The following is a 21,932-nucleotide window of genomic DNA, read 5'->3' as shown; positions in this document are numbered from 1 at the left end:
GACCGGCAGATGAGTGCAAGGATACGGCCATCACCCCTTATTTTCCGCGCCGTCTTCCTGCACTACCTCCTCGTGGGGCTGTGCCTTTAATCCAGCCACTTCGGTCTCCAGGCGGGCCAGCCGTTTTTCCAGCGCGATGAGGTAGTCTCCCTGCGGATCGTCGATACCCAGGACGGCATCTTCCCACGATCGCCATTTTTCTCGAAAACGCTTCAACATTTCAAATCTCCATGGCCATCAATTTTACAAATCGGCGCTTGCAGGCCCCAAAGTATGAGCGAGCATCACGCCATTCGCTCCGAAAGGCGGATCACCTCCGCCGGTTGCCTCAAACCTGTGGCGACGACTGAAACTCTCAGCCGCCCTTCAAGCGCGTCATTGAATGTCGCGCCGACCACGATATTGGCGTCGTTATCGACTTCCTCGCGAACACGTGTTGCCGCTTCGTCGACATCAAAAAGGGTCATGTCCGGTCCGCCGGAGATCGAGACGAGAAGGCCTTTCGCTCCCCTGACAGACGCTTCATCGAACAGCGGATTGGCAATCGCTGCCTCGGCGGCATGTCGGGCGCGGGCGTCTCCCGTTGCCTCGCCCGTGCCCATGACCGCTCGGCCCATGTCACGCATGACGGACCTTACATCGGCGAAATCGAGATTAATCAATCCTTCCTTGACGATCAGATCGATGACAGAACTGACCCCGGCATGCAGCACATGATCTGCCATTTCGAATGCATCTGCGAAGGTCGTCTTCGCATCGGCAATCCGGAACAGGTTCTGATTGGGGATGATGATCACCGTGTCTGCACATTCACTGAGACGCTCGATTCCCTGCCGCGCTGTTCGCATTCGCTGCGTACCTTCGAATGTGAAGGGCATGGTGACGACGCCGACGGTCAGTATGCCTGCCTTGCGCGCAGCATGGGCGATAACGGGTGCGGCACCTGTTCCCGTTCCGCCCCCCATGCCCGCCGTCACGAAACACATATGGGTTCCGTGGAGGTGATCCATAATCTCGTCAATTGACTCTTCGGCGGCCGCCTGTCCAATATCGGCCAATGATCCGGCGCCAAGTCCCTCCGTGACGGTCGGGCCAAGCTGGATAAGCCGTGGCGCTTTTGACATGGACAAAGCCTGTGCATCGGTGTTCGCAACGATAAACTCCGCGCCCTTGAGATCGTGAATGATCATGTTGTTGACAGCATTGCCGCCGCCACCGCCGACGCCGATGACGGCAATCCTTGGCTTGAGGAGCGTTATGCCGGGCGGTGAAACGATAGTCGTTGGTTGCATGGTGGGAGCGTCCTGGTGGAGACTTTGTTCAAAGGGGATCACGCGCGGGGGTTAATCAGCTAACGATTGCCTCTCCTCGGCCAGCGTCGAAACACTGCGCTGGCATTGACGCCACCGAAGCCGAAGCCATTGGATATCGCATATTCAACATCGAGGGGTCGGGCATCGTTTGCGACAAAGTCGATGCCATTGGCTTCAAGGTCCGGTGAACTGAGATTCAAGGTAGGGGGCGCGATCTGGTGCTGGAGCGCCAGGATCGTAAAAATAGCCTCAAGGCCGCCGGCTGCCCCCAGCAGGTGCCCCGTCGCCGACTTCGTGCCGCTGACAGCGATCGACTTCCTTTGGCCGAACAGGCTCTTGATTGCTCTGAGCTCTCCGAGATCTCCAACCGGGGTCGAAGTCGCATGCGCGTTCAGATGGCCGATTTCGTGCGGCGCGATACCAGCCTGAGCGATGGCGATTTGCATTGCCCTGCGGGCGCCGCTTCCATCTTCCGGCCCGGAGGTAATATGATGGGCGTCGGCGGTCGTTCCATATCCAACGAGTTCTGCTATCGGCGTCGCACCACGAGCAAGGGCGTGGCTTAGGGCTTCAATGACGAGGATGCCTGCGCCTTCACCCATCACGAAGCCGTCGCGCGCGGTGTCGAAAGGACGTGACGCCTTGGCCGGGGTCTCGTTAAAGCCTGTCGATAGTGATCTTGCTGCTGCGAAACCACCAAGGCTGACAATGTTCATACAGGCCTCGGTGCCACCGCAAACCGCAATGTCGGCTTCATTGGATCTGATCAGCCGTGCTGCATCGCCAATCGCCTGAACGCCGGCGGCACATGCCGTCACCGGGGCTCCCAGCGGGCCTCTAAAGCCATGCCGGATAGAGACTTGTCCGGCAGCGAGATTCACGAGAAAGGATGGAATGGTGAAGGGCGAGAGGCGGCGCACGCCGCGTTGGTCGACGGTACGCACCGCCTCCGTTATCGCGGGAAAGCCGCCGATGCCCGATGCGATGATTGTCGCCGTTCTCAGTTTTTCTTCTTCGGAAGCTGGCTTCCAGTTCGCCTGCGCGAGAGCCTCTTCCGCCGCTGCCAGCGCAAAGATGATGAAACGGTCGACCTTGCGTTGATCCTTCGAGGACAGGGTCCTGTCAGGATCAAATCCTCCTTCAGGATCGTCTGCCAGAGAAGGGACCACGCCTCCGATTTTTGACGGCAAATCCCCGACGATGTCATCACCCAGCCGACGGATCCCGCTTTTGCCGGCAAGGAGCCGGGACCAGGAGATATCGACATTCGCACCAAGGGGGCTGACGGCTCCCATTCCCGTGACAACGACACGACGCATTTGCATTCCACCTGTCTATGATCAAAAATTTGGCATGCCTTCGGCGTCCGACCGAATGACCGGTCGTGAACTTGGGACATGCGGTTTGCGCTATACTCGCCTGATACGCGTGCGGATTCGGCTGAGCCGTGACAGCTATCGGCGACGAATATCCAAAAACGGTCTGTTAGTCGCTGCGATCGCGGCCAGCAATGCGCCGGACCTCGCTCGCTGCCGCGTCGAGTACGCTCGTCGACAGCAGTTCATCCTCGATGATCCGCGACAGCGTCACCGCACCGACCATCATGGACAATATTGCCATGGCTTTTCCGCTTCGAGCTCTATCGTCGCCCTCTCCGATGAGTTCTTCGAGCACCTCGAAATGCGCCCGGATACCATCTTCAAACGGGCGCCGAACTTCGGCGGTTTGACGCGCCGCGTCGGAGCCGAGAGCAACAAGCGGGCATCCTTCTGCCTTCTCGCCGCTATGGTCTTTGGAGAGGTAGAAGCTGATGATCGATTCCAGGGGATCTGACGTGTCTGCTGCGGCATCAGACCACCTTCTCGTGGCGCTCTCGAGAGCACGCCGTGATGCGAGCGCCGCAAGATCGTCTTTCGATGCGAACTGTTTGTAGAATCCACCCTGGGTGAGACCTGCACCCTTCATCAGGTCTTTCAGGCCGATCCCGTCGAAACCATGCTCTCGAAACAACCGGCTGGCGACGTTTATCACCCTCTCGCGGTTTTCCTCTGCCTGTACGCGGCTCACTCTCATGTGGACCTCCAATTAGATTTCATTTGACATCTATATGTCTTTTAGAGTTAGAGTGCAATCTAATATTTTTGAACGGGCCGTCAAGAAGGGACGATGAAATGAAACGGAAACTTGTTGTCACTGCAGCAGCAGTGCTGGCGCTGGCCGCAGGCGGAGCCGCAGCACTGCTGCTTCCGGCGCAGGCACCAGAGGCAAAGGCTGCCGATCCCCGGACCTTGGCGCCACTGGTCAACCTCGCGACGGCCAGGCTCCCTGGCAATTCGAGCAGCAGCTTTACCGGAACCGTTGGTGCCCGGGTCCAGAGCAATCTCGGCTTTCGCGTTCCCGGAAAGATCGTTGAACGTTTCGTCGACGTCGGGGAGCAGGTGAGCGCTGGCCAGCCATTGATGAGGCTTGACGAGACCGATCTTCGCCTTGCTTTGACGGCCAAGCGAAACGCTGTCATCGCAGCACAGGCGACGTTTGTTCAAGCGAAAGCCGATGAGAAACGCTTTGCCGTGCTGGTGAAGACTTCTGCTGCCTCGACGCAGCAATATGAACGATCAAAGGCCCTGCTGGATACGGCGACGGCACAGTTGGCCGCCGCTCAGGCTGAGGCGAATGTTGCCGAAAACGAGGCCCAATATACGGTTCTTGTTGCCGATGCAGATGGAACCATTGTCGAGACGCTCGGTGAACCGGGCCAGGTGGTAACCGCCGGGCAGCCGGTTGTCCGGCTCGCGAAGTCAGGTCCGCGCGAAGCCATTGTCTGGCTTCCCGAAACCATGCGCCCTGAAATCGGGGTTCAGGCTTCCGCATCGGTGTACGGCAGAAACAATGTGGAGAAGGCCAAGCTGCGCCAGATCTCCGATTCTGCCGATCAGCAGACCCGCACTTATGAAACGCGCTGGGTGCTTGAAGGGGGGGCTGCAAATGCGCCTCTGGGAGCGACCGTCACCATCGAAATCGAGAACAGGGATGTGCAGAATCATGCTGAACTGCCGATAGGCGCTCTGTTGGATGACGGGACGCGAACGGGCGTCTGGGTGATTGATCAGCAATCGTCCGTCGTGAAGTTTCGTGATGTGAACGTGGAGCGGGTGAGCGAAGAGAATGTGGTCGTCACTAATGTCAAGCCGGGAGAGGAGGTCGTTGCGCTTGGCGCACATCTTCTGAAGGATGGAGCGCAAGTTCGCACCAGCGTTGGTACAAAAGAGGCGGCAAACTGATGAATCTCAATCTGTCCGCCCTTGCGGTTCGCGAACGCGCCGTGACGCTGTTCTTCATCGTCCTTCTGTCGCTTGCCGGCGTCTATGCCTTCGTCAAGCTGGGACGCGCCGAAGACCCCTCCTTTACCATCAAGACGTTGACGGTCACGACAGTCTGGCCGGGCGCAACCGCGCGCGAGATGCAGGATCTCGTTGCCGAGCCGCTGGAGAAGCGCATTCAGGAATTGGCCTGGTACGACCGGGTCGAGACAACGACGCGCCCCGGCTTTGCCTATCTTACCGTCACGCTCAAGGACAATACGCCGCCAAGCGCCGTCGCTGAAGAATTTTATCAGGCGCGCAAGAAGCTTGGCGATGAAGCCAGAAACCTGCCGCAGGGTGTTCTGGGACCGTTCGTGAACGACGAATATTCCGACGTCAGCTTCGGCCTTTACGCTCTCAAGGCGCAGGGCATGCCGATGCGCGATCTCGTCCGGGAGGCCGAAAAGATCAGGCAGGACATGCTGCATGTTCCCGGCGTCAAGAAAATCAATATTCTCGGCGAACAGCCCGAGCAGATATTCGTAGAGTTCTCCTATGAGAAGCTCGCCACGCTCGGCATATCTTCTCAGGACATTGCCGCAGCCCTTCAACGGCGCAATACCGTTACGCCCGCTGGCTCAATAGATACGCAGGGTCCGCAGGTCTTCATTCGTCTCGATGGTGCCTATGACAGTGTTCAGTCTATCGCTGATACGCCCATCGTCGCTTCCGGCCGCGCGTTGAAGCTTTCCGACATTGCTGAGGTACGCCGGGGTTATCAGGAGCCGGCAAGCTATGTCATCCGTCATGACGGCGAGCCGGCCATCATGCTCGGTGTTGTCATGCAACAGGGCTGGAATGGTCTGGAGCTTGGCAAGGCTCTCGAGGAGCGCTCCAGCCGGATCGCAGAGTCGTTACCCCTTGGCATAACGCTGACGAAGGTCAGCGATCAGGCTGTCAACATTGATGCGGCGGTGGGTGAATTCATGGTGAAGTTCGCCATGGCCCTCGGCGTGGTGCTCTTCGTCAGCCTCATTGCGCTCGGCTGGCGGGTGGGCATCGTTGTGGCTCTGGCCGTTCCGCTGACGCTGGCTGTCGTCTTCATCATCATGCTCGAGACGGGGCGCTTCTTCGACCGCATCACGCTCGGTGCATTGATCCTGGCGCTTGGCCTGCTTGTCGATGACGCCATCATCGCCATCGAGGTGATGGTCGTGAAAATGGAAGAGGGCATGGACCGCATCAAGGCAGCTGCCTATGCCTGGAGCCACACTGCCGCACCGATGCTGTCGGGCACGCTTGTGACCATTATCGGCCTGATGCCGGTCGGTTTTGCCGCCTCTGCAGCCGGTGAATATGCGGGCAATATCTTCTGGATCGTCGGTTTCGCGCTGATCGTTTCCTGGTTCGTGGCGGTGATTTTTACGCCCTATCTCGGCGTAAAGCTGTTGCCCGATATCAAGCCGGTAGCAGGTGGCCATCATGCGATTTACGATACGCCGAATTACAGACGCCTGCGCGGCGCGATCGAATTCACCGTCAAGCACAAGTTCCTGACCTGCGCCATTGTCGGCGTCGTCATGGCGCTCTCGGTCGTGGGGATGGGTGCAGTGAAGCAGCAGTTCTTCCCCACATCGGACCGCCCTGAGGTTCTTGTCGAAGTCCGCATGCCAGAAGGCACGAGCATCGAAACGACGACCGCCACGGTCAAGAAGCTCGAGGCCTGGTTGAAGCAGCAGCCCGAAGCGAAGATCGCGACCAGTTACATCGGCCAGGGTGCGCCCCGCTTCTTCTTCGCCATGGCGCCCGAACTGCCCGATCCTGCCTTTGCGAAGATCGTTGTGCTGACATCCGACGCCCATGAGCGTGAGGTGCTGAAACTTCGTCTGCGGGAAGCCGTTGCGCAAGGGCTGGCGCCCGAGGCATTCGTCCGCGTGACGCAACTCGTCTTTGGCCCCTACACGCCATTCCCCGTCGAGTTTCGGATCAAAGGACCGGACGCGGAAGAGCTGTACAAAATCTCCGAGCAGGCACTTGCTCTCATGAGCTCTGTACCTGACGTCAGAAATGCCAACCGCGATTGGGGTAACCGCACACCCGTCGTCCGTTTCGTTCCTGATCAGGATCGCCTGAACCTCATCGGCATGTCGTCCGCCGAGGCTGCCCAGCAGATACAGCTCCTGCTGAGTGGTGTTCCCGTGACGCAAGTTCGTGAGAACATCCGAAACGTTCCTGTCGTGGCGAGAAGTGCCGGTGAAATCCGCCTCGATCCTGCAAGGCTAGCCGACTTCTCGCTCGTGACAAGAGACGGTCGTGCGATCCCGCTCGATCAGATCGGCCACACGGAGGTGCGCTTCGAAGAGCCGATCCTCAAGCGTCGTGACAGAACGCCTGTGGTGACGGTCCGATCCGACATTAACGAGGCGACCCAACCGCCGGAGGTTTCGCAACAGGTGATGACCGCTCTTCAGCCGCTCATTGCATCTATGCCTGCTGGCTACACTATCGAGATGGGTGGCAATATCGAGGAATCACTCAAGGCGAATACGGCTCTGGTGAAGGTGTTCCCACTGATGATCGCAGCGACCCTGATCGTCATCATCTTTCAGGTACGCAGTCTGTCGACGATGACGATGGTGATGCTGACAGCACCGCTCGGTCTTGCAGGCGTCGTGCCGACCCTGATCCTGTTCAACCAGCCTTTCGGGTTTAACGCGATCCTGGGTCTTATCGGCCTGGCGGGCATCCTCATGCGCAACACGTTGATCCTCACCGAGCAGATCAAGGAGAATAAGGCCGCGGGTCTGGACGACTATCATGCCGTGATTGAGGCTACGGTGCAGCGAACGAGGCCCGTCATCCTGACAGCGCTTGCCGCGGTCCTCGCCTTCATTCCCCTGACGCATTCGGTTTTCTGGGGTTCGATGGCCTACACGCTTATCGGCGGAACGGCGGTGGGCACGCTCATCATCCTGCTCTTCCTGCCGGCACTCTATGCTGCATGGTTCCGCATCAAGCCGCCCAAGGCAGAAGTGCATCCGACGGTAAACGCGAACACGCAAAAGGCTCACGATGCGCTTGCCGCGGAATAGTCACCCGCTCCGCAGCAGATGATGCTGCGGAGAGTCCATTTCGCTCGGCAGGACGGGGCTGTGATTTGCTTGGTTAGAGCACCCCTTAAGAAGCCATGACTTCATTCCGCTTGAACCCTGCCCATAAGGAGACTTGACATGAACCCTATCGTCTCAATTTTTAAAAATCCTCCGGATGGGGGCCGAGGATACCACCGCGATATGCGTGTAAGATGGGCTCTCGAGGAAGTCGGACAGCCTTACACTCTACGGTACCTGACTTTTTCCGAGATGCGCCGACCCGAATATCTGGAAATGCAGCCGTTCGGCCAGATGCCGATCTACCAGGAGGGCGATCTCGTTCTTTTTGAATCCGGCGCGATCGTGCTCCACATTGCACAGCGTTTCGCTGGGCTCCTTCCGGATGAAGCGAATGCGCGCTCGCGCTCCATCATGTGGATGTTTGCAGCGGTCAACACGATCGAGCCCTGTATCGCGTCTGGCAGCGTCGGATATCTCAGTCAACGGCTCCAGCAACTGAGCGATGCTCTCGGAAAGAATGAGTGGCTTGAGGGCGCGCAGTTTGGCGTCGGGGATCTTATGATGGTGAGCGTGCTGCGGCCGCTCAAACACTCTGATATCCTGCTGGAAAGCCCAGGCTTGCAGGATTACGTCCAAAGAGGTGAGGAACGTTACGCTTTTCAGCGCGCGCTAGGTAATCCTCCGGCGGCTAAGCGGACGGCGTAACCTCAAGGCGTTTCGATCCGCCATACCCTTAGGCGAGTATTGCCGCTTCAGCTCGGTCGTTCCCGTGTTTGGAAGACCTTTGCCGAGCACGCGTGGTCGCTTGGGAACGCAGGTGAAGTTGTTATCGAAACAACGGCAGCGTTCCAATCTTGACCTTGTTCCACAGCAGATCCGGACGGATCGCGCAAAAAGTTGGTGCGATGTCCGTGCAATATCCATGAAACAGAAGGAAAGCACATGCAGAATACTGGACACACATTTGGAACTAACGGGCCTTCCTCAGGGAAAACGGCATTGATTACCGGCGCATCAAGTGGCTTGGGGCTCGAATTTGCCGAATTGCTGGCGGCGCAGGGAGTGCACCTAGTCCTCGCAGCCCGTCGACAGGAGCCGATGGAGAAACTCGCCGCTAACCTCCGCCAGAAATACGGTGTCGATATACACGTTGAACCGATTGACCTTGCTGTGCCCGGCGCGGCTGCCGATTTGAAAGGGAAGCTGGATCAGAAAGTGTTGACCATCGATGTTCTTGTGAACAACGCCGGATACGGTTTGCAGGGCGAGTTCCTCGAAACGCCAATTGAGCGCACGACTGACATGATTCAGCTCAACATCACGGCGCTTACTGAATTGAGCTATGTGTTCGGACGAGACATGGCGGTCAGAGGTACAGGAGAAATCCTGCTCATCGCCAGTCTCTTATCTTTCCAGGCTGTTCCGACCTATGCGGCTTATGCTGCAACCAAGGCATATGTTTTGTCCTTCGGAGAAGCTCTCCACGATGAACTGCGTCCACGGGGTGTCGTCGTCACAAGCCTCTGCCCGGGCCATACGGAAACAGGCTTCGATGCGGCCGCCGGCGCTTACATTTCTCCCATGTTGCGCCGGATGACGATGAAACCACGCCCTGTGGCCGAAGCTGGGCTTAAAGCACTTTCGAAAGGAAAAGCGAGTGTCATTGCGGGATTCATGAACAACATGGTAGCGTTTTCAAATCGCTTTACTTCACGATCAATGCAGCGTGCTTCTATGAAGAAGGTCATGGCGCCGTGATGCCTGTTCAGCGTCAGTAAGGCTTGCTCTCGTGCTCTGCGCGAGGATGGCTCGGAGCCTAGGAATCCTTGCCTTAAAAGGGCTATCGACGCACTTGCATGACGAGAGATTGCGATGACTAAGGCCAATATTGCAGAAAGACGGCTCAGGTTTTGGGGGGCTCGATTATGCGGATCAATGAGTTTGCCGACAGTCACACCACCCCCTCAAGCGTAAGTCAACAATCAACGCGTCGCTGATTCATATCCTTTCAAGGCCGGTAAATTACAAGTCTCCATGCAGTCAGGCCCCCGCAACCGATATTTACAAATGATATCAAATAGCTCCGGGGCCCCCCGGAGCTATTTTTTTGCCCAAAATCCTCTAGCACAACTCTACCACAAAACCGGCCCCTGATTTGACGCGTCCTTGTCGGCGTGATTCCCTGTTCCCATATCGAAGTGGCGTGCTGCCGGTTTCATGGACATCGAGTTAAGGTGGTCCGGGAACATGGGGTCACTGTTGCGCAGGCTGCTCGTGATCTTGATGTCCCCGAGGATGTGCGCAAATGGGTTCGGGAAGGCGGCGACGATCCCAGCCACTCGTTTCCGGGAAAAGGCTAGATGAAGCCTGAGCAGCTTGAGATCGAACGGTTACGTCGTGAAGTCGCCAAGCTGAAAGCGGAACGCGATATCCTAAAAAAGGCCGCAGCTTACTTTGCCAGGGACGCGATATGAAGTTCGCATTCATTGCAAAGCACCGTTCGATCTGGCCCCTATCGTCGCTGCTTTGCAACGACTGCGGGGGTGGCATGGCTCTGCGAAGCGCTGGGAGTTTCTCGTTCAGGTTTCCATGCCTGGCTCAATTGTTCTTCGAGCGAACACACCCGTTATGATGAGGTCCTGCTGGACAAGATCACGCAGAGCTTCAAATCCAGCGATCGCACATACGGTGCTCGCCGCGTGTGGCACGACGTGTTGGAAGCAGGATTGTGGTATGGTCTCCATCGTATCGAGCGACTGATGCGCTCAGGGCTAGGCCACGACGGCGTGGTTTGCCAAAGGATGCCGGTGATCGTGCAGTCATCATGCCGAACGTCCTCGACCGCCAGTTCATGGCAAACCGTCCGAACCAGAAATGGGTGGCCGACTTCACTTACATCTGGACCGCAGAAGGCTGGCTGTATGTCGCAGTCGTCATTGACCTGTTCTCACGCCGTGTCGTCGGGTGGTCGATGAATGCCAACATGACGGCCTCCTCGTCAAAGATGCGCTGATCATTGCGACATGGCGTCGAGGAAAACCGGACGCGCTCCTGCATCATCCCGATCAGGGAAGCCAATATAGGAGCGAGTGGTTCCAGCGCCTCATGGGCGACCATGGCATCACCTGCTCGATGAGCCGCTCTGGGAATGTCTGGGACAACGCAGCAATGGAGAGCTTCTTCTCATCATTAAAAACGGAGAGAATGGCACGCAAGGTATATCGCACGAGGAATGACGCCAGAGCGGACGTGTTCGACAAACTTGGATCGAACCTCTAAGCCTCCACGGAACCAAAAAGATTATGGTATTTAAGATCATTAGATGGAAAGAATTTGTAGCCTTTGGTTCGCATCCGTTCAAGAGCATTATTGGTTGGGCATTGGCCCGAGACCCAATTTCTCTTCATTTTGGGACTCAGAGCAACCAGAGCAGAACAAACAAAACGCAGAGCTTAAGACCTTGGCGCTCTGCACTTTTGAGGTCAGAGCGAGAGATTTCTTCGAAAGCAAGCAAGCAAGCGAGAGGCTGGTATCGTCACTCGCGAATGACGATCAGTGGGCCGAAGTGCATTGCTTTCACATGTAGGGCCTGCGTTACGAAAGCAAGCGCAACGTCGGTATCGGTGATCTTCATCGTGCCGCTGACCCGTCGATTGGCGATACGAGAATCCGCAACCACGATGCGGCCGTAAAAATGCCTGTTCATCTCCTCGATAACGTAGGAAAGCGGTGTATTGTCGAGGACGATCTGGCCGCGCCTCCAAGCAAATGCGACGAGACTATCGACCGGCGCGATGGCCATTTGCCCTTTCGCGTAGTCATAGATTGCTTGCTCTCCTTCACTGACGCGGACAGGGGCTGTGCGGCTTCCGTCGATGTCGATCTGGACCGCATTTTTGTTGACGGCCACTTCAGTGTTGTCATTGCCGTAGCGAATAGCGAATGCCGTGCCGAGTGCAGTAACCTTGGCCGCCCCCGCACAACCGTAAAGGGTCGTCCGACGTCGTGAGCGACCTGAAAAAAAACTTGACCTTGAAGAAGGCGGATAGTGCGGTGGCTGTCGGTAAAGTCCACAGCGATTGCTGAAGACGAATTCAGTTGCACCCGGATCCGTCCTCAAGCGAAATCGTTCGCATCTCGCCAGTTCCGGCTATGACATCAGCCTGCGGACGCATCGGGCCGTCTAGCGCAAAGAAGCTGCCCGTTGCGAGCGCTAGGACCATTAAAGTTGCGATGACTGGTTTGACTAGGCTCCTGGGCCTGACCTTGATGTCGGAGAGCACGGAATCGGATTGTATAGCCCGGCTCGCATCAAAAGCGCGATGATCGCCGTTGTTGTTGGGCTGAAGCGAATGCCCATCAGGGGTAAGGCGAAGTAGATATAAAAGATCCGTACCAGAAAAGGCGTGTTGCGGACGACTTCTACGAAGGCGATGACCGGCGCGCGCACGATCCGCCTGTTCGAGGTCCGGGCGATGGCACCCAGGATGCCGATCGCCAGGGCGAGCGCCATGCCGGCAAACGCGAGGCCGAACGTTCCTAACTTGCCCATAGCAACTCAGGGGCGCGATCAAAGACCGCGCTGAAGTCTAACTTGTAATTCATGCGAAACTTCCTCCTCCTGGCGCAGCCTCCACCACGCCAGATCACGAATGTTCTAGTCTGCCGACTGCAGAACTCTCCGCGTCTTCAAGTTCAGATCTCTCAGATGTGCCAGCGGAGTGACGTCGCCGACGAGCGGAACCTCCACTGATATCGCAGCTTTGCCGGCAAGTTTGGCAAGCAGGTCTTTGAGCGCAAGAATGCCGTCGCCTGGGGCCAACCGACCTGCCCGTGCTTCATTCACCATGTCTTCGGGCCGCGAGGGGACTGGACCCGTCACGTCGCAGAGCTGCAGGTGGTTCACGATGTCAGCATTGATTTCGCTGACGTTCCCACTGTTCCGGAAAAAGTGGATGGCATCAACCAAAGCTCCTGCGTTTGCTTGCTTGCAACCGTCGACCAGTGCAGCGCTGCGAGCATATGTATTGATCGTGCGCCAGCCCATGTTTTCGATATCGACCCCCATGCCGTAACGGGCGGCCAGTTGGCACAACGCGACGAGGTTGCCGATCAAACGTTCGTGGTCACCATCGTCGCCACAAGCACTCAAGCGCTTGGCTCCGATATCGGCCGCAGCCGCAACGATGTGTTCGACCGAGGCCGCGTTAAAATCCGCCCCGAGAATAAAGAATTCGATATCGAAGACTTTCATGCCTTCGCCGTCGAGTACGGCCCGAAATTCTGATGCGGCCCTACTGCCTTGCGGCAATTCATAAAAAGGTGCCCCGGGAAAGGCGGGGTGAAGCCGAAGCCCGACCGCGTTGAAACCTGCTGCTGCAGCCTGCTCCACGAATTGCACCGGAGGCAGTTGAATCGCGGAAAAGTGCGCGACCCCGATTGGAGCTCTTTCCATGTCGGAAAGATTGTTCATCGCACGACCCCTGTCCGCGCGAGATGCTCAAGCAGGTTTTTACCGGTGCGATGGATGTGCTGGCGGAGCTTGTCCGTGGCATAATCGAGGTCCCTCGCGACCGCGCCCTGGGCGATTTCGCTGTGTTCCTGGCCGACGTTTCGGTCGCCCGACGTCTGCGTCAGGAATATTCGGCGATAGCGGTCGTTAAGGTTGAGGAGCGTTTTGCAGAAGTGCAGCAGAAGAGGCTTCCCGCACCCTGAAATAAGGGCGAGGTGGAAATCGCGATGGGCCGCCTCCCAATGCTCCAGCGTCTCCGGTCTGCTGGCATCTCGTTCCGTGCGGTTGAGCTTGTGGAGCACACGCATGACATTGCTTTCCCACTCCACGTCGCCGACCCGGATAGATTCCCTCAGGGCGAACACCTCCAGCTCTTCGCGCAGGCTGGTGATCTCCTCGAGATTGGCCAGCGAAATCGGCGACACGCGATAACCGCGATTGTCCTCGAACTCGACAAGGCCGTCGGAAATCAACCGGGCAAGACCTTCGCGCAGAGGGCTGAGACTGACATTGAACGACTGTCGAGCCTTGTCGAGATGGATCTTGCTGCCGGCTTCAAGTTCACCCGAGATGATCGCTTCCCGCAATCGAAATGCCAGCTGGCTGCCGATCGTGTTCTTCCCGTCATCGGAGAAGCCACCGTTTCCGGACTGCTCGTTTAGCGAATTTGGGGCCTCAGCCTGCGTCATAAAACCTCCCAGACACATTCGCGCGTCATCGACGATCGTTACGATAAACGATTATTTATGTCAACGATAGCGAGCTGTATTTCTGCCTACGCCTCGGAAGTGAGGCGGTGTCGAAATTTTTTATCTGCTATACCATATAGTTACATATACTCATCTCATTCAGATTGGTGGAGATCTCTCACCAAAGACAAAAGTGTCTTGACGGATAATCGATTATCAAAGTATCGATGCCGTCGTGGAGGTGCGCCAATGGTAATCAAGACTGAGAGCGACGTGACTCCTGCCGTGCTGGCAGTAATGGAACAGACATCCGATCCGCGGGCCCGGGAAATCCTGACGGCGCTGGTGAAACATCTCCATGCGTTTGTGCGGGAAGTGCGGCTGACCGAAGTTGAATTCCGGGAGGCAACCGCCATCCTGAACGAGATCGGCCAGCTGCAGACCGACAGCCATAACGAATTCGTTTTGATGTCCGGCTCTCTTGGCGTGTCTTCTCTTGTTTGCCTTCTTAACAACGGCGACAGGGGGCAGACCGAAACCTCGCAATCGCTTCTCGGCCCGTTCTGGCGCCTTAATTCTCCTCGGGTCGAAAATGGCGGGACCATTATTCGCTCCGACACGCCCGGCGCACCGCTGTTTGTCAGAGCGAACGTGATTGATCGCGAAGGCAGGCCGATTCCGGGAGCGGAGGTCGATGTGTGGCATGCGTCTCCAGTCGGCCTCTATGAAAACCAGGATCCCGACCAGGCGGAGATGAATCTTCGCGGAAAGTTTATGACCGACGAACGAGGACGGTTCTGGTTCAGAACCGTGAAGATGGTCGGTTATCCGATCCCGGTGGACGGCGTCGTCGGGCGTCTTCTCAAGGCTCAGGGTCGCCATCCTTATCGACCGGCGCATCTGCATGCACTGATTTTCAAGCACGGTTACAAAACGCTGATCTCGCAGGTCTTCGATCCGAGCGACCCCAACATCGAGTCCGACGTTCAGTTCGGGGTCACCTCGGCGCTGACAGGTGATTTCGTCCGCCATGACGAACCGCATCCCACGGATGAAGACATTGAGAGGCCGTGGTTCTCGCTCGACTACACCTATGTGATGGAGCCCGGTGAAGGTGTCTTGCCGCGCCCACCGATCAAATAGATATTGTTTCTGGAGTCTCATCATGATCAGCGAAGACCTGCGCCAGGCGGCGGCAGATGCCATATTGAAGGCAGAGACCGATCGCAAGCCGATCGTCCAGCCGAGCAAGACCTATCCTGACCTCGATCTGGAAGATGCTTACCGCATCCAGGCGCTCTGGGCACAGTCGCGTGTCTCTCGCGGCGCACGCATTATTGGTCATAAGATAGGTCTGACTTCGCGCGCCATGCAGATGGCGTCGAAGATGACCGAACCCGATTATGGTGTCATTCTAGACGACGCGCTTTACAACGACGGATCTCAAATCAGGTCCGACCTGTTCATCAAGCCGCGTCTGGAGGTCGAGCTGGCGTTCATCATGGGTGAAGACCTTGAAGGCACGGGCACCCGTATCTACGACGTCATGCGGGCAACGGAGTTCATCGTGCCAGCGCTTGAGATTATCGACTACCGGACTGAGGTGCCGCGCGCCATCACCGATACGATCGCCGACAATGCCGCCTTTGGAGCAATTGTCGTCGGCGGGCGCGTGATACGCCCCATGGATATCGATATCCGTTGGGTCGGGGCAACGCTTTCAAAAAACGGGATCATTGAAGAGTCCGGAGTGTCGGCGGCGATCATGGGTCATCCTGCCGCGGGTGTCGCTTGGCTGGTCAACAAATTGCACGCCGTTGGCGGCGGCTTGAAAAAGGGGCAAATCGTCCTTGCGGGTTCGTTTACCCGGCCGGTCGATATCCTCAAGGGCGATGTCATCCAGGCCGACTATGGTCCTGTTGGCTCAATCGGTGTTTCTTTCGTGTGAGGTTGAAAATGGAACTTCCTGTCAATCAGTTCAAGGCGAAGCTGCGCGCAGGCAAAAGTCAAATCGGACTGTGGTGCGGGCTCCCAGGAAGCTACGCGGCAGAGATCGTCGCACCGGCCGGCTTCGACTGGCTCCTCTTCGATACCGAGCACTCCCCCAGCGACGTACTGACGGTGCTTCCCCAGTTGCAGGCGGTGGCACCCTATCAGGTGTCGCCGGTGGTGCGGCCCGCGGTCAACTATCCGGTGCTGATCAAGCGCTTCCTCGATATCGGCGTCCAGACGCTCCTGATCCCTTATATTCAGAACGCGGAGGAAGCTAGAGCCGCCGTGGATAGCACGCGCTATCCGCCTGCGGGTATTCGCGGCGTCTCGGCTCTAACGCGAGCAACGCGTTTTGGGCGGGTCAAGAACTACGCGCAGAATGCCGTCCAGGAGCTGTGTGTTCTTGTGCAGGTTGAAACACGGGAAGCCTTGGCGCACGTCGAGGCCATAGCCTCGGTTGACGGCGTCGATGGCGTGTTCATCGGCCCGGCCGATCTCGCGGCGAGCTTTGGGTACCCGGGCCAACCCGGTCACCCGGAAGTGGTCGCTGCGATCGAAGCGACGATCGCCAAGCTGAAGCGCCTCGGGGTCCCGGCCGGTATTCTCACGCCTGATGAGACCTTTGCAGCCCGCTGCATTGAGTTGGGAACGCTGTTCACCGCAGTCGGGGTCGACGTCGCCCTCCTTGCTCGCGGTGCGGAGAAGCTGGCGGGCCGGTTTGTGGGGACAACGTAAATATGCCCGCTCTCGCCTTCGATATCGGCGAGATCGCCCCGACGGGGTCGATACGCGCGGCTGTGAACATCGCAAATGCCGCTCTGGTTCGTTTCGAGGAGCGAACCGGCGAACTGACAGGACCAAGCGTCGATCTTGCGAAATCGTTGGCGGCCGAAATCGGCTGCCAGCTTTTGGTCAAAGCATACCCGTCTGCCGCGGCGATCATGGCGGCATACGAACGGAATGACTGGGATATAGCATTCATTGCGGCTGATCCATCGCGCGCAGACCGCTTTGATTTCTCGCCGCCGTACGCGTTCGTCGCCGCAACCTATCTTGTCCTACGAGATTCTCATATTTACTCGGTCGCTGAAGTCGACGTTCCCGGCTGCCGAATCTCGGCGGCAGGGGAGGCGGCGTATACCAAGCAGCTTGAAAGGCTGCTTAGGCATGCCGCAATCGTTTATACTGAAAGCCCAACCGCTGCGATTGAAATGCTGAAGGCTGGAGGATGCGATGCGGCTGCGGGATTAAGAGATTTCCTCCAGGACGCTGCAGTGCAAGGTGAGCGATTGCGCACATTAGAGGACACGTTTCTTGAGATTCCGCAAACTGTTGCTATCCGGAAAGGGACGAAAGCAGCACCGTTCGTGTCGGATTTTGTGGGCACGTACATCAAGAATTCTTTCGTCCCATAACCACCATGAGACAGATTGTGACGGCAGTTGGCGGTCGCCAGCTCAGGTCAGGAGTTTTACTCGCCCGGCCCTTCGTTCCTTGAAGCTTGCGGGGCAGGCGGTCCTCGGACGGCCCTGTTCAAGAGCTTCCGATTTAACCTTAAGGGCCGGCGGCCCCACGCTTTCCGGGCCAGGCTGTCAGCGCGACGTCGACCAAAGCCTTTAACCTGGCCGTACATGCGCCGTCGCAAGCCTGCGCAGACATGCCCTGAATGATGGCGCCGTAAAAGCGGGCGAGCGTATCCGTGTCGGTTTGCGTGGGTAGTTCGCCCTCGCTGACGGCGCGGTCGAACCGCGTCTTGAGAATCTGTATTGCCGCCTCGCGCAGTCCTGCCGTTGTGCGGGCGACAGAGGCGTTTGCTTCTGAATGCTGGAGAACGGCGGTGGAAACGATGCATCCGCGCGGTTTGTCGGGCTGGGTATGTCCTTCAGCAATATCGTAAAGGTAAGAGGCGAGCGCCTCGTAGGCGGGTATTTGCGCCTGCAGCACCTCGGCGCGGCGTTCGCTTTGCTGCGCAATGCTATGATCGAGCGCCAGCCGGAATAATTCTTCTTTTGAACCGAAGGTCGCGTAGAGGGACGGCGGGGTGATGCCCATCGCCTGGGTGAGGTCCGCTATCGAGGTTCCCTCATAGCCGTGTTCCCAGAACAGCCGGGCTGCGACATCGAGCCCGGCATTCCGATCAAGCAGGCGCGGTCTACCGCGTTGTTTTCGCGTCGTTTCAGACATTTTTGTATCGATCACTATAAAAATATTGACAGATCATGGTCGGATTTTATTATAACGATCGCTAGTTAAATCGCAACGGAGTGATCCATGTCTCAGAAACTATCGAACAAAGTCGCCCTCATAACGGGCAGTTCCCGCGGTATCGGCCGTGCGGCGGCCCTGGCGTTTGCGAAAGAGGGCGCCGGTCTTATCGGCGTCCATTATGGTGCGAACCCCGATGCGGCGCAGGCAACGATCCGCGAGATCGAGGCTCTCGGTTCGAAGGCGGTCGCTCTCAATGCCGATCTGCGGGCCGGGAAAGCGGCGACGGACAGCTTGTGGGAGCAGTTCAGGGAAGCCGCGGTCGCTTTCACCGGCTCGCCATCGCTTGATATTCTCGTCAATAATGCGGGCATTGCCCCGGCGACATCGTTGAAAGAAACAACGGAAGCCGCGTTCGACGCGTTGATGACGATCAACTTCAAGGCGCCATTCTTTCTCATTCAAGCCGTTGCCGATCATCTCCGCGACAATGGCCGCATCATCAATGTCTCGACCGGTTTCACGCGCATCGCGGCGCCGACGCACCCCGCCTATGCGGCGTCCAAGGGTGCGCTTGAGACATTGACGCTGGCGCTCGCCCCGGAATTCGGCCGACGCGGAATTACGGTCAATTCGGTGCTGCCGGGTGTCACTGAAACCGACATGAACGCCGAATGGCTGGCAGCGCCGGAGGCCCGTGCCGGTGCTGAAGCCCTCTCTGTCTTCTCGCGCGTCGGACGCGCCGACGATATTGCGGACGTCATCACATTCCTTGCCTCGAACGATGCCCGCTGGACGACTGGACAGATGATTGATGCGACAGGCGGTGCGCGGATTTGATCCAGGCATAGCAAATATCCCTGGGCGAGCGGCGTCGGGCGGTTTCGCCTGACGCCTGCCGATAGATACTAGCCGCGCTTGCCTGCCCACCGCAGATTCTGGGTTTGCCCGCCATAACCATAGGCATCGCCATCGACGGCGTGAACCAGCACATAACTCGCCTCGTGCACGGGGCCCAGCAGGGCGTTCATCTCGCTATAGACCCGCCGGACCCATTCGGTCGTCTCGTCCTTTATGTTGGTGTGTTCCGTAATCGAAACCTCGACATAGAAGCTTCCGACCTTCTGGTCGGCGACGCTCGATCCGGCGATGATCCAGTCATCGGGATCGGCGCTCTCGACGAGAACCGCGGTGACAGCCGGGTCCTTGTGCAGGATTTCCGCCGTGAGGCGAGAAAGAAGAGCCGCGACTTCCAGCTTTGGGTCGCGTCCGTTCCGGGGTTTGGTGTAGCGCGCTTTGATCATGGGCATGGTCTTGTCTCCTTGTTGCCGAGACACCTTGCGCAAATTTATTCATAATGAGAATATGGTATTGAATATTCCATACATAGCGATTTTATATGATTGATCTCGAAAGCGTTCGCCTGTTCATTTTCTCCGTAGAGCTCGGCAGCCTGACAAAGGCGGCGGAGGCGGCAGGAACCGTGCAACCGGTCGTCAGCCAAAAATTGAAGATGCTGGAGCAGCGTGTCGGCCGGCGGCTGATCGATCGTTCGCCACGGCATCTGCGGCTCACGGAGGATGGCCAGGTGTTCCTGCCGAAGGCTCGCGAGCTGCTCGCCAAACACGAGGAAGCACTGACCTTCGGTCATGAATCGCCGCTGCACTTTAGCCTGGCCGCCAGTGACCACGCGATCGGGGGCCGCCTTTCGACGGCCATACGGGCGATGCGGGCGGCACTCCCCGCCAATGCGGTGATTGACGTGAATATTGGCTTTTCCCTTCAAGTGAAGGAAAGTTTCGCGTCCGGACAGGCTGACGCGGCCATTATCCGGCGTAACGGCGGTGGCTCGGACGGCGAAATCCTGCGTACCGACAGGCTGGGATGGCGGGCCGCCCCGGGCTGGCGGCCACGCTCCAACGGTGCCATTCCGCTGGTGTCGCTGGGGTCCGGGTGCGGTGTGCGGGAAATTGCGGTGTCGGAGCTTAGAAGAGCCGGCGTCGAGTGGCGCGATGCTTTCACCGCCGGAAGCTGTTCGGTGCTCCATGAAGGAATTCTTGCAGGTGCGGGTGTCGCGCCGATGGGCGATATTAGTGCCCGTGGCCTGCCCGACAGGGGTGTGGAACTTGGGCTGCCTTCGTTGCCGCCTTCCGATATCGTTCTTCTTTCCCGCGCAAGAACGCCCGCACATGCATCGGCGATCAGAGCCCTGGCCGCAGCGGTATCGGGCACCGGCGACTAGGCTGAGGAGCGGTTCCCGCCGCTTTTGGGCATTTCCGCTCCAGCTCGTCAACAAGTTCGCCTCGCCACGTGCGTGAATGATGACGTCAGCCCGCATTGCTTAAATCCATGTAAGCGGGTTCAAATTCGTGGCCATCGGGATCGGCGAAGGTGCGGAGATACATGAAACCCAGATCCTGGGGTTCGCGGACATCCGCTTGCCCGCCCGCTTTTGCCGCGGCGTCAACCATGGCGTCGACCTCTTCGCGGCTGTCGCGCGAAAGAGCGATCAGCATGCCGCTTGTTGTATGGGCATCGGCGAGCGGTTTGGCGGTGAAGGTCTTGTAATAATCGTGCCGCAGAAGCTGGAAGGTGATGGTCTCCGACCACACCATCGAGCTTGCGTCTTCGTTGGAAAACTCTTCGTTCTTCACGCAGCCGATTGCCTCATAGAAGGCGGTCGAAACGGTCAGGTCTTTCACCGGCAGGTTCAGGAAAATCATTTTGGCCATTGTCTTTCTCCTCATGTTGGAACGGGGTTACAGAAAAGCCTGCTGAAAGGTCTCGCTCGGATGGATGCAGATGATCTCCAGCCGGTCAGTGCCGATATTTTCGAAGCGATGGGGGATATTGGCAGGCCCAACGACGATGTCTCCCGACGAGCCGCGCGCCCGCTGATCGCCGATTGTGAACTCGGCCTCGCCTTTGCGCACCACCCAGGTTTCGGCATAGGGATGAACATGCAGATCAGGGCCGCGACCCGGATCGGCATTGACGAGAAAGATGGATACGGCGCTTCCGTATTCGCATCCTTCATAACGCACCGTCCGGCTCTGGCCGGGGTTCGGTTCCTGATGACGGCGGATGGAAAACATCTGGTCTCCTCCCTGAGACAAAACTACCTTCGCGAGAAGATATATGTGCAATTTATCTTCCTGTCAAGATATCTATCTTCTCGCAAAGATATATTCACGAAGCAGGCAAAGCCGTATATGGTTTTCGACGTGGCGATGGGGTGATGAGATGAAGCAGGCGATGCCGGAGACAACGATGGATCGGACGATGGAAGCTGACAGGGAAGATCATGTCGACCGTCTCCGTGGCCAGTGGGCGCGGGAACTGCCTGATATCGACACGGAACCGATGGCCATCTTCGGGCGCGCCAAGCGGCTCAGCAACCTTCTGGCGCCATCAATCGAGGAGACATTTGCCGGTTTCGGTCTCGACCGCGGCGAGTTCGATGTCATCGCAACATTGCGCCGGTCAGGACCGCCCTACCAGCTGACGCCGACGGAAATGTATACGACGCTGATGCTGTCCTCAGGCGGCCTGACGCACCGGCTTGATCGACTGGAAAAGGCCGGGCTTATCGAGCGCAGAAAATCGAAGCTCGATGGGCGCAGTGTCGTTGTCTGCCTCATGCCGGCGGGCATAGAGCTGGCGGAAAAGGCGTTTCGTAAGGACATGAAAAGCGAACTGAGTTTCCTGCAAGGGCTCACTCCGGACGAGCGCGACAACCTCGCGGCGCTGCTGAAAAAGCTGGTGCTGGATATCGAGGCCCGTCTTTAGCTTCTGACGCAGTTCTT

General features: G+C 57.8%; 22 protein-coding genes and 2 pseudogenes. 12 read left to right on the top strand and 12 right to left on the bottom strand.

Annotation, left to right across the window (positions count from 1 at the left end; genetic code table 11):
• Positions 1-30 precede the first annotated feature (30 nt).
• From BTE54_RS20215 to BTE54_RS20200, 4 genes are all read right to left on the bottom strand, one after another.
• Complete coding sequence (locus BTE54_RS20215) at positions 31-219, bottom strand: hypothetical protein (protein ID WP_078053745.1); 189 nt, start codon at positions 217-219, stop codon at positions 31-33.
• 65 nt (positions 220-284) lie between these two features.
• Positions 285-1,292, bottom strand: a complete 1,008-nt coding sequence (ftsZ, locus tag BTE54_RS20210) for a cell division protein FtsZ (RefSeq protein ID WP_078053744.1) — start codon at positions 1,290-1,292, stop codon at positions 285-287.
• 59 nt (positions 1,293-1,351) lie between these two features.
• On the bottom strand, positions 1,352-2,632 hold the full coding sequence (gene fabF, locus BTE54_RS20205; protein ID WP_078053743.1) for a beta-ketoacyl-ACP synthase II: 1,281 nt from the start codon (positions 2,630-2,632) through the stop codon (positions 1,352-1,354).
• Positions 2,633-2,798: 166 nt separating this feature from the next.
• Complete coding sequence (locus BTE54_RS20200) at positions 2,799-3,386, bottom strand: TetR/AcrR family transcriptional regulator (protein ID WP_044460126.1); 588 nt, start codon at positions 3,384-3,386, stop codon at positions 2,799-2,801.
• Positions 3,387-3,484: 98 nt separating this feature from the next.
• Between BTE54_RS20200 and BTE54_RS20195 the strand changes: the two genes are divergently transcribed.
• The 5 genes and pseudogenes from BTE54_RS20195 to BTE54_RS20175 all read left to right on the top strand — a co-directional run bounded on the left by BTE54_RS20195 (position 3,485) and on the right by BTE54_RS20175 (position 11,007).
• The gene (locus BTE54_RS20195) at positions 3,485-4,594 is read left to right on the top strand and encodes an efflux RND transporter periplasmic adaptor subunit (RefSeq protein WP_078053742.1); all 1,110 of its coding nucleotides are present in this window, start codon (positions 3,485-3,487) and stop codon (positions 4,592-4,594) included.
• Positions 4,594-7,707 carry an efflux RND transporter permease subunit gene (locus tag BTE54_RS20190; RefSeq protein ID WP_078053741.1) on the top strand — a complete coding sequence of 1,038 codons (3,114 nt, stop codon included), beginning with the start codon at positions 4,594-4,596 and terminating at the stop codon, positions 7,705-7,707. The genes BTE54_RS20195 and BTE54_RS20190 overlap by 1 nt, the downstream gene beginning before the upstream one ends.
• Positions 7,708-7,845: 138 nt before the next feature.
• Entirely contained in the window at positions 7,846-8,433 is a 588-nt protein-coding gene (locus tag BTE54_RS20185) for a glutathione S-transferase family protein (protein WP_078053740.1), read from the top strand.
• Positions 8,434-8,670: 237 nt separating this feature from the next.
• Positions 8,671-9,486: an SDR family oxidoreductase gene (locus BTE54_RS20180; protein ID WP_078053739.1), complete on the top strand. Its 816-nt coding sequence runs from the start codon at positions 8,671-8,673 to the stop codon at positions 9,484-9,486.
• Positions 9,487-9,920: 434 nt separating this feature from the next.
• Positions 9,921-11,007: pseudogene (locus tag BTE54_RS20175) on the top strand (IS3 family transposase).
• A gap of 256 nt (positions 11,008-11,263) precedes the next feature.
• On the opposite strand, the gene BTE54_RS25355 reads toward BTE54_RS20175, so the two are convergent.
• The 4 genes and pseudogenes from BTE54_RS25355 to BTE54_RS20155 all read right to left on the bottom strand — a co-directional run bounded on the left by BTE54_RS25355 (position 11,264) and on the right by BTE54_RS20155 (position 13,929).
• Entirely contained in the window at positions 11,264-11,638 is a 375-nt protein-coding gene (locus tag BTE54_RS25355) for a hypothetical protein (protein WP_223215607.1), read from the bottom strand.
• Between the two features lie 405 nt (positions 11,639-12,043).
• Positions 12,044-12,333: pseudogene (locus BTE54_RS20165) on the bottom strand (ABC transporter permease subunit); the annotation flags it as partial.
• Positions 12,334-12,385: 52 nt separating this feature from the next.
• The gene (locus tag BTE54_RS20160; RefSeq protein WP_078053738.1) at positions 12,386-13,201 is read right to left on the bottom strand and encodes a sugar phosphate isomerase/epimerase; all 816 of its coding nucleotides are present in this window, start codon (positions 13,199-13,201) and stop codon (positions 12,386-12,388) included.
• Complete coding sequence (locus BTE54_RS20155; protein ID WP_078053737.1) at positions 13,198-13,929, bottom strand: GntR family transcriptional regulator; 732 nt, start codon at positions 13,927-13,929, stop codon at positions 13,198-13,200. Before BTE54_RS20155 ends, BTE54_RS20160 begins: the two co-directional genes overlap by 4 nt.
• A 249-nt stretch (positions 13,930-14,178) precedes the next feature.
• Here BTE54_RS20155 and BTE54_RS20150 point away from each other — a divergent pair, with 249 nt between their 5' ends.
• Genes BTE54_RS20150 through BTE54_RS20135 form a run of 4 tightly spaced genes read left to right on the top strand, consistent with a single transcriptional unit; the run spans position 14,179 to position 17,336 of the window.
• Positions 14,179-15,072, top strand: a complete 894-nt coding sequence (locus BTE54_RS20150) for an intradiol ring-cleavage dioxygenase (RefSeq protein WP_078053736.1) — start codon at positions 14,179-14,181, stop codon at positions 15,070-15,072.
• A gap of 22 nt (positions 15,073-15,094) precedes the next feature.
• Positions 15,095-15,877 carry a 2-oxo-hept-4-ene-1,7-dioate hydratase gene (gene hpaH / locus BTE54_RS20145; RefSeq protein ID WP_078053735.1) on the top strand — a complete coding sequence of 261 codons (783 nt, stop codon included), beginning with the start codon at positions 15,095-15,097 and terminating at the stop codon, positions 15,875-15,877.
• 8 nt (positions 15,878-15,885) lie between these two features.
• The gene (gene hpaI / locus BTE54_RS20140; protein WP_078053734.1) at positions 15,886-16,656 is read left to right on the top strand and encodes a 4-hydroxy-2-oxoheptanedioate aldolase; all 771 of its coding nucleotides are present in this window, start codon (positions 15,886-15,888) and stop codon (positions 16,654-16,656) included.
• 2 nt (positions 16,657-16,658) lie between these two features.
• Positions 16,659-17,336: a transporter substrate-binding domain-containing protein gene (locus BTE54_RS20135; protein ID WP_078053733.1), complete on the top strand. Its 678-nt coding sequence runs from the start codon at positions 16,659-16,661 to the stop codon at positions 17,334-17,336.
• A 139-nt stretch (positions 17,337-17,475) separates the two neighbouring features.
• Here the strand turns inward: BTE54_RS20135 and BTE54_RS20130 are convergent, their stop codons facing one another.
• The gene (locus BTE54_RS20130; protein ID WP_078053732.1) at positions 17,476-18,105 is read right to left on the bottom strand and encodes a TetR/AcrR family transcriptional regulator; all 630 of its coding nucleotides are present in this window, start codon (positions 18,103-18,105) and stop codon (positions 17,476-17,478) included.
• Between the two features lie 87 nt (positions 18,106-18,192).
• Here BTE54_RS20130 and BTE54_RS20125 point away from each other — a divergent pair, with 87 nt between their 5' ends.
• The gene (locus tag BTE54_RS20125) at positions 18,193-18,966 is read left to right on the top strand and encodes an SDR family oxidoreductase (RefSeq protein WP_065657474.1); all 774 of its coding nucleotides are present in this window, start codon (positions 18,193-18,195) and stop codon (positions 18,964-18,966) included.
• A gap of 68 nt (positions 18,967-19,034) precedes the next feature.
• Here the strand turns inward: BTE54_RS20125 and BTE54_RS20120 are convergent, their stop codons facing one another.
• A complete protein-coding gene (locus BTE54_RS20120) occupies positions 19,035-19,436 on the bottom strand; it encodes a 4-oxalocrotonate tautomerase family protein (RefSeq protein ID WP_065657473.1) in 402 nt (133 codons plus the stop codon).
• Between the two features lie 89 nt (positions 19,437-19,525).
• Between BTE54_RS20120 and BTE54_RS20115 the strand changes: the two genes are divergently transcribed.
• Positions 19,526-20,368: a LysR family transcriptional regulator gene (locus BTE54_RS20115; protein WP_078053731.1), complete on the top strand. Its 843-nt coding sequence runs from the start codon at positions 19,526-19,528 to the stop codon at positions 20,366-20,368.
• A gap of 85 nt (positions 20,369-20,453) precedes the next feature.
• Here BTE54_RS20115 and BTE54_RS20110 read toward each other — a convergent pair whose 3' ends face one another.
• On the bottom strand, positions 20,454-20,858 hold the full coding sequence (locus BTE54_RS20110; protein WP_174037179.1) for a VOC family protein: 405 nt from the start codon (positions 20,856-20,858) through the stop codon (positions 20,454-20,456).
• Positions 20,859-20,885: 27 nt separating this feature from the next.
• Positions 20,886-21,221: a cupin domain-containing protein gene (locus tag BTE54_RS20105; protein WP_078053730.1), complete on the bottom strand. Its 336-nt coding sequence runs from the start codon at positions 21,219-21,221 to the stop codon at positions 20,886-20,888.
• Between the two features lie 148 nt (positions 21,222-21,369).
• Between BTE54_RS20105 and BTE54_RS20100 the strand changes: the two genes are divergently transcribed.
• On the top strand, positions 21,370-21,915 hold the full coding sequence (locus BTE54_RS20100) for a MarR family transcriptional regulator (RefSeq protein ID WP_078053729.1): 546 nt from the start codon (positions 21,370-21,372) through the stop codon (positions 21,913-21,915).
• Positions 21,916-21,932 lie beyond the last annotated feature (17 nt).

The sequence above is a fragment of the Agrobacterium sp. YIC 4121 genome, from assembly GCF_002008205.1.
In the GTDB taxonomy this organism is placed as follows: Bacteria; Pseudomonadota; Alphaproteobacteria; order Rhizobiales; family Rhizobiaceae; genus Agrobacterium; species Agrobacterium leguminum.
This window is presented reverse-complemented; position numbering and strand designations above follow the sequence as displayed.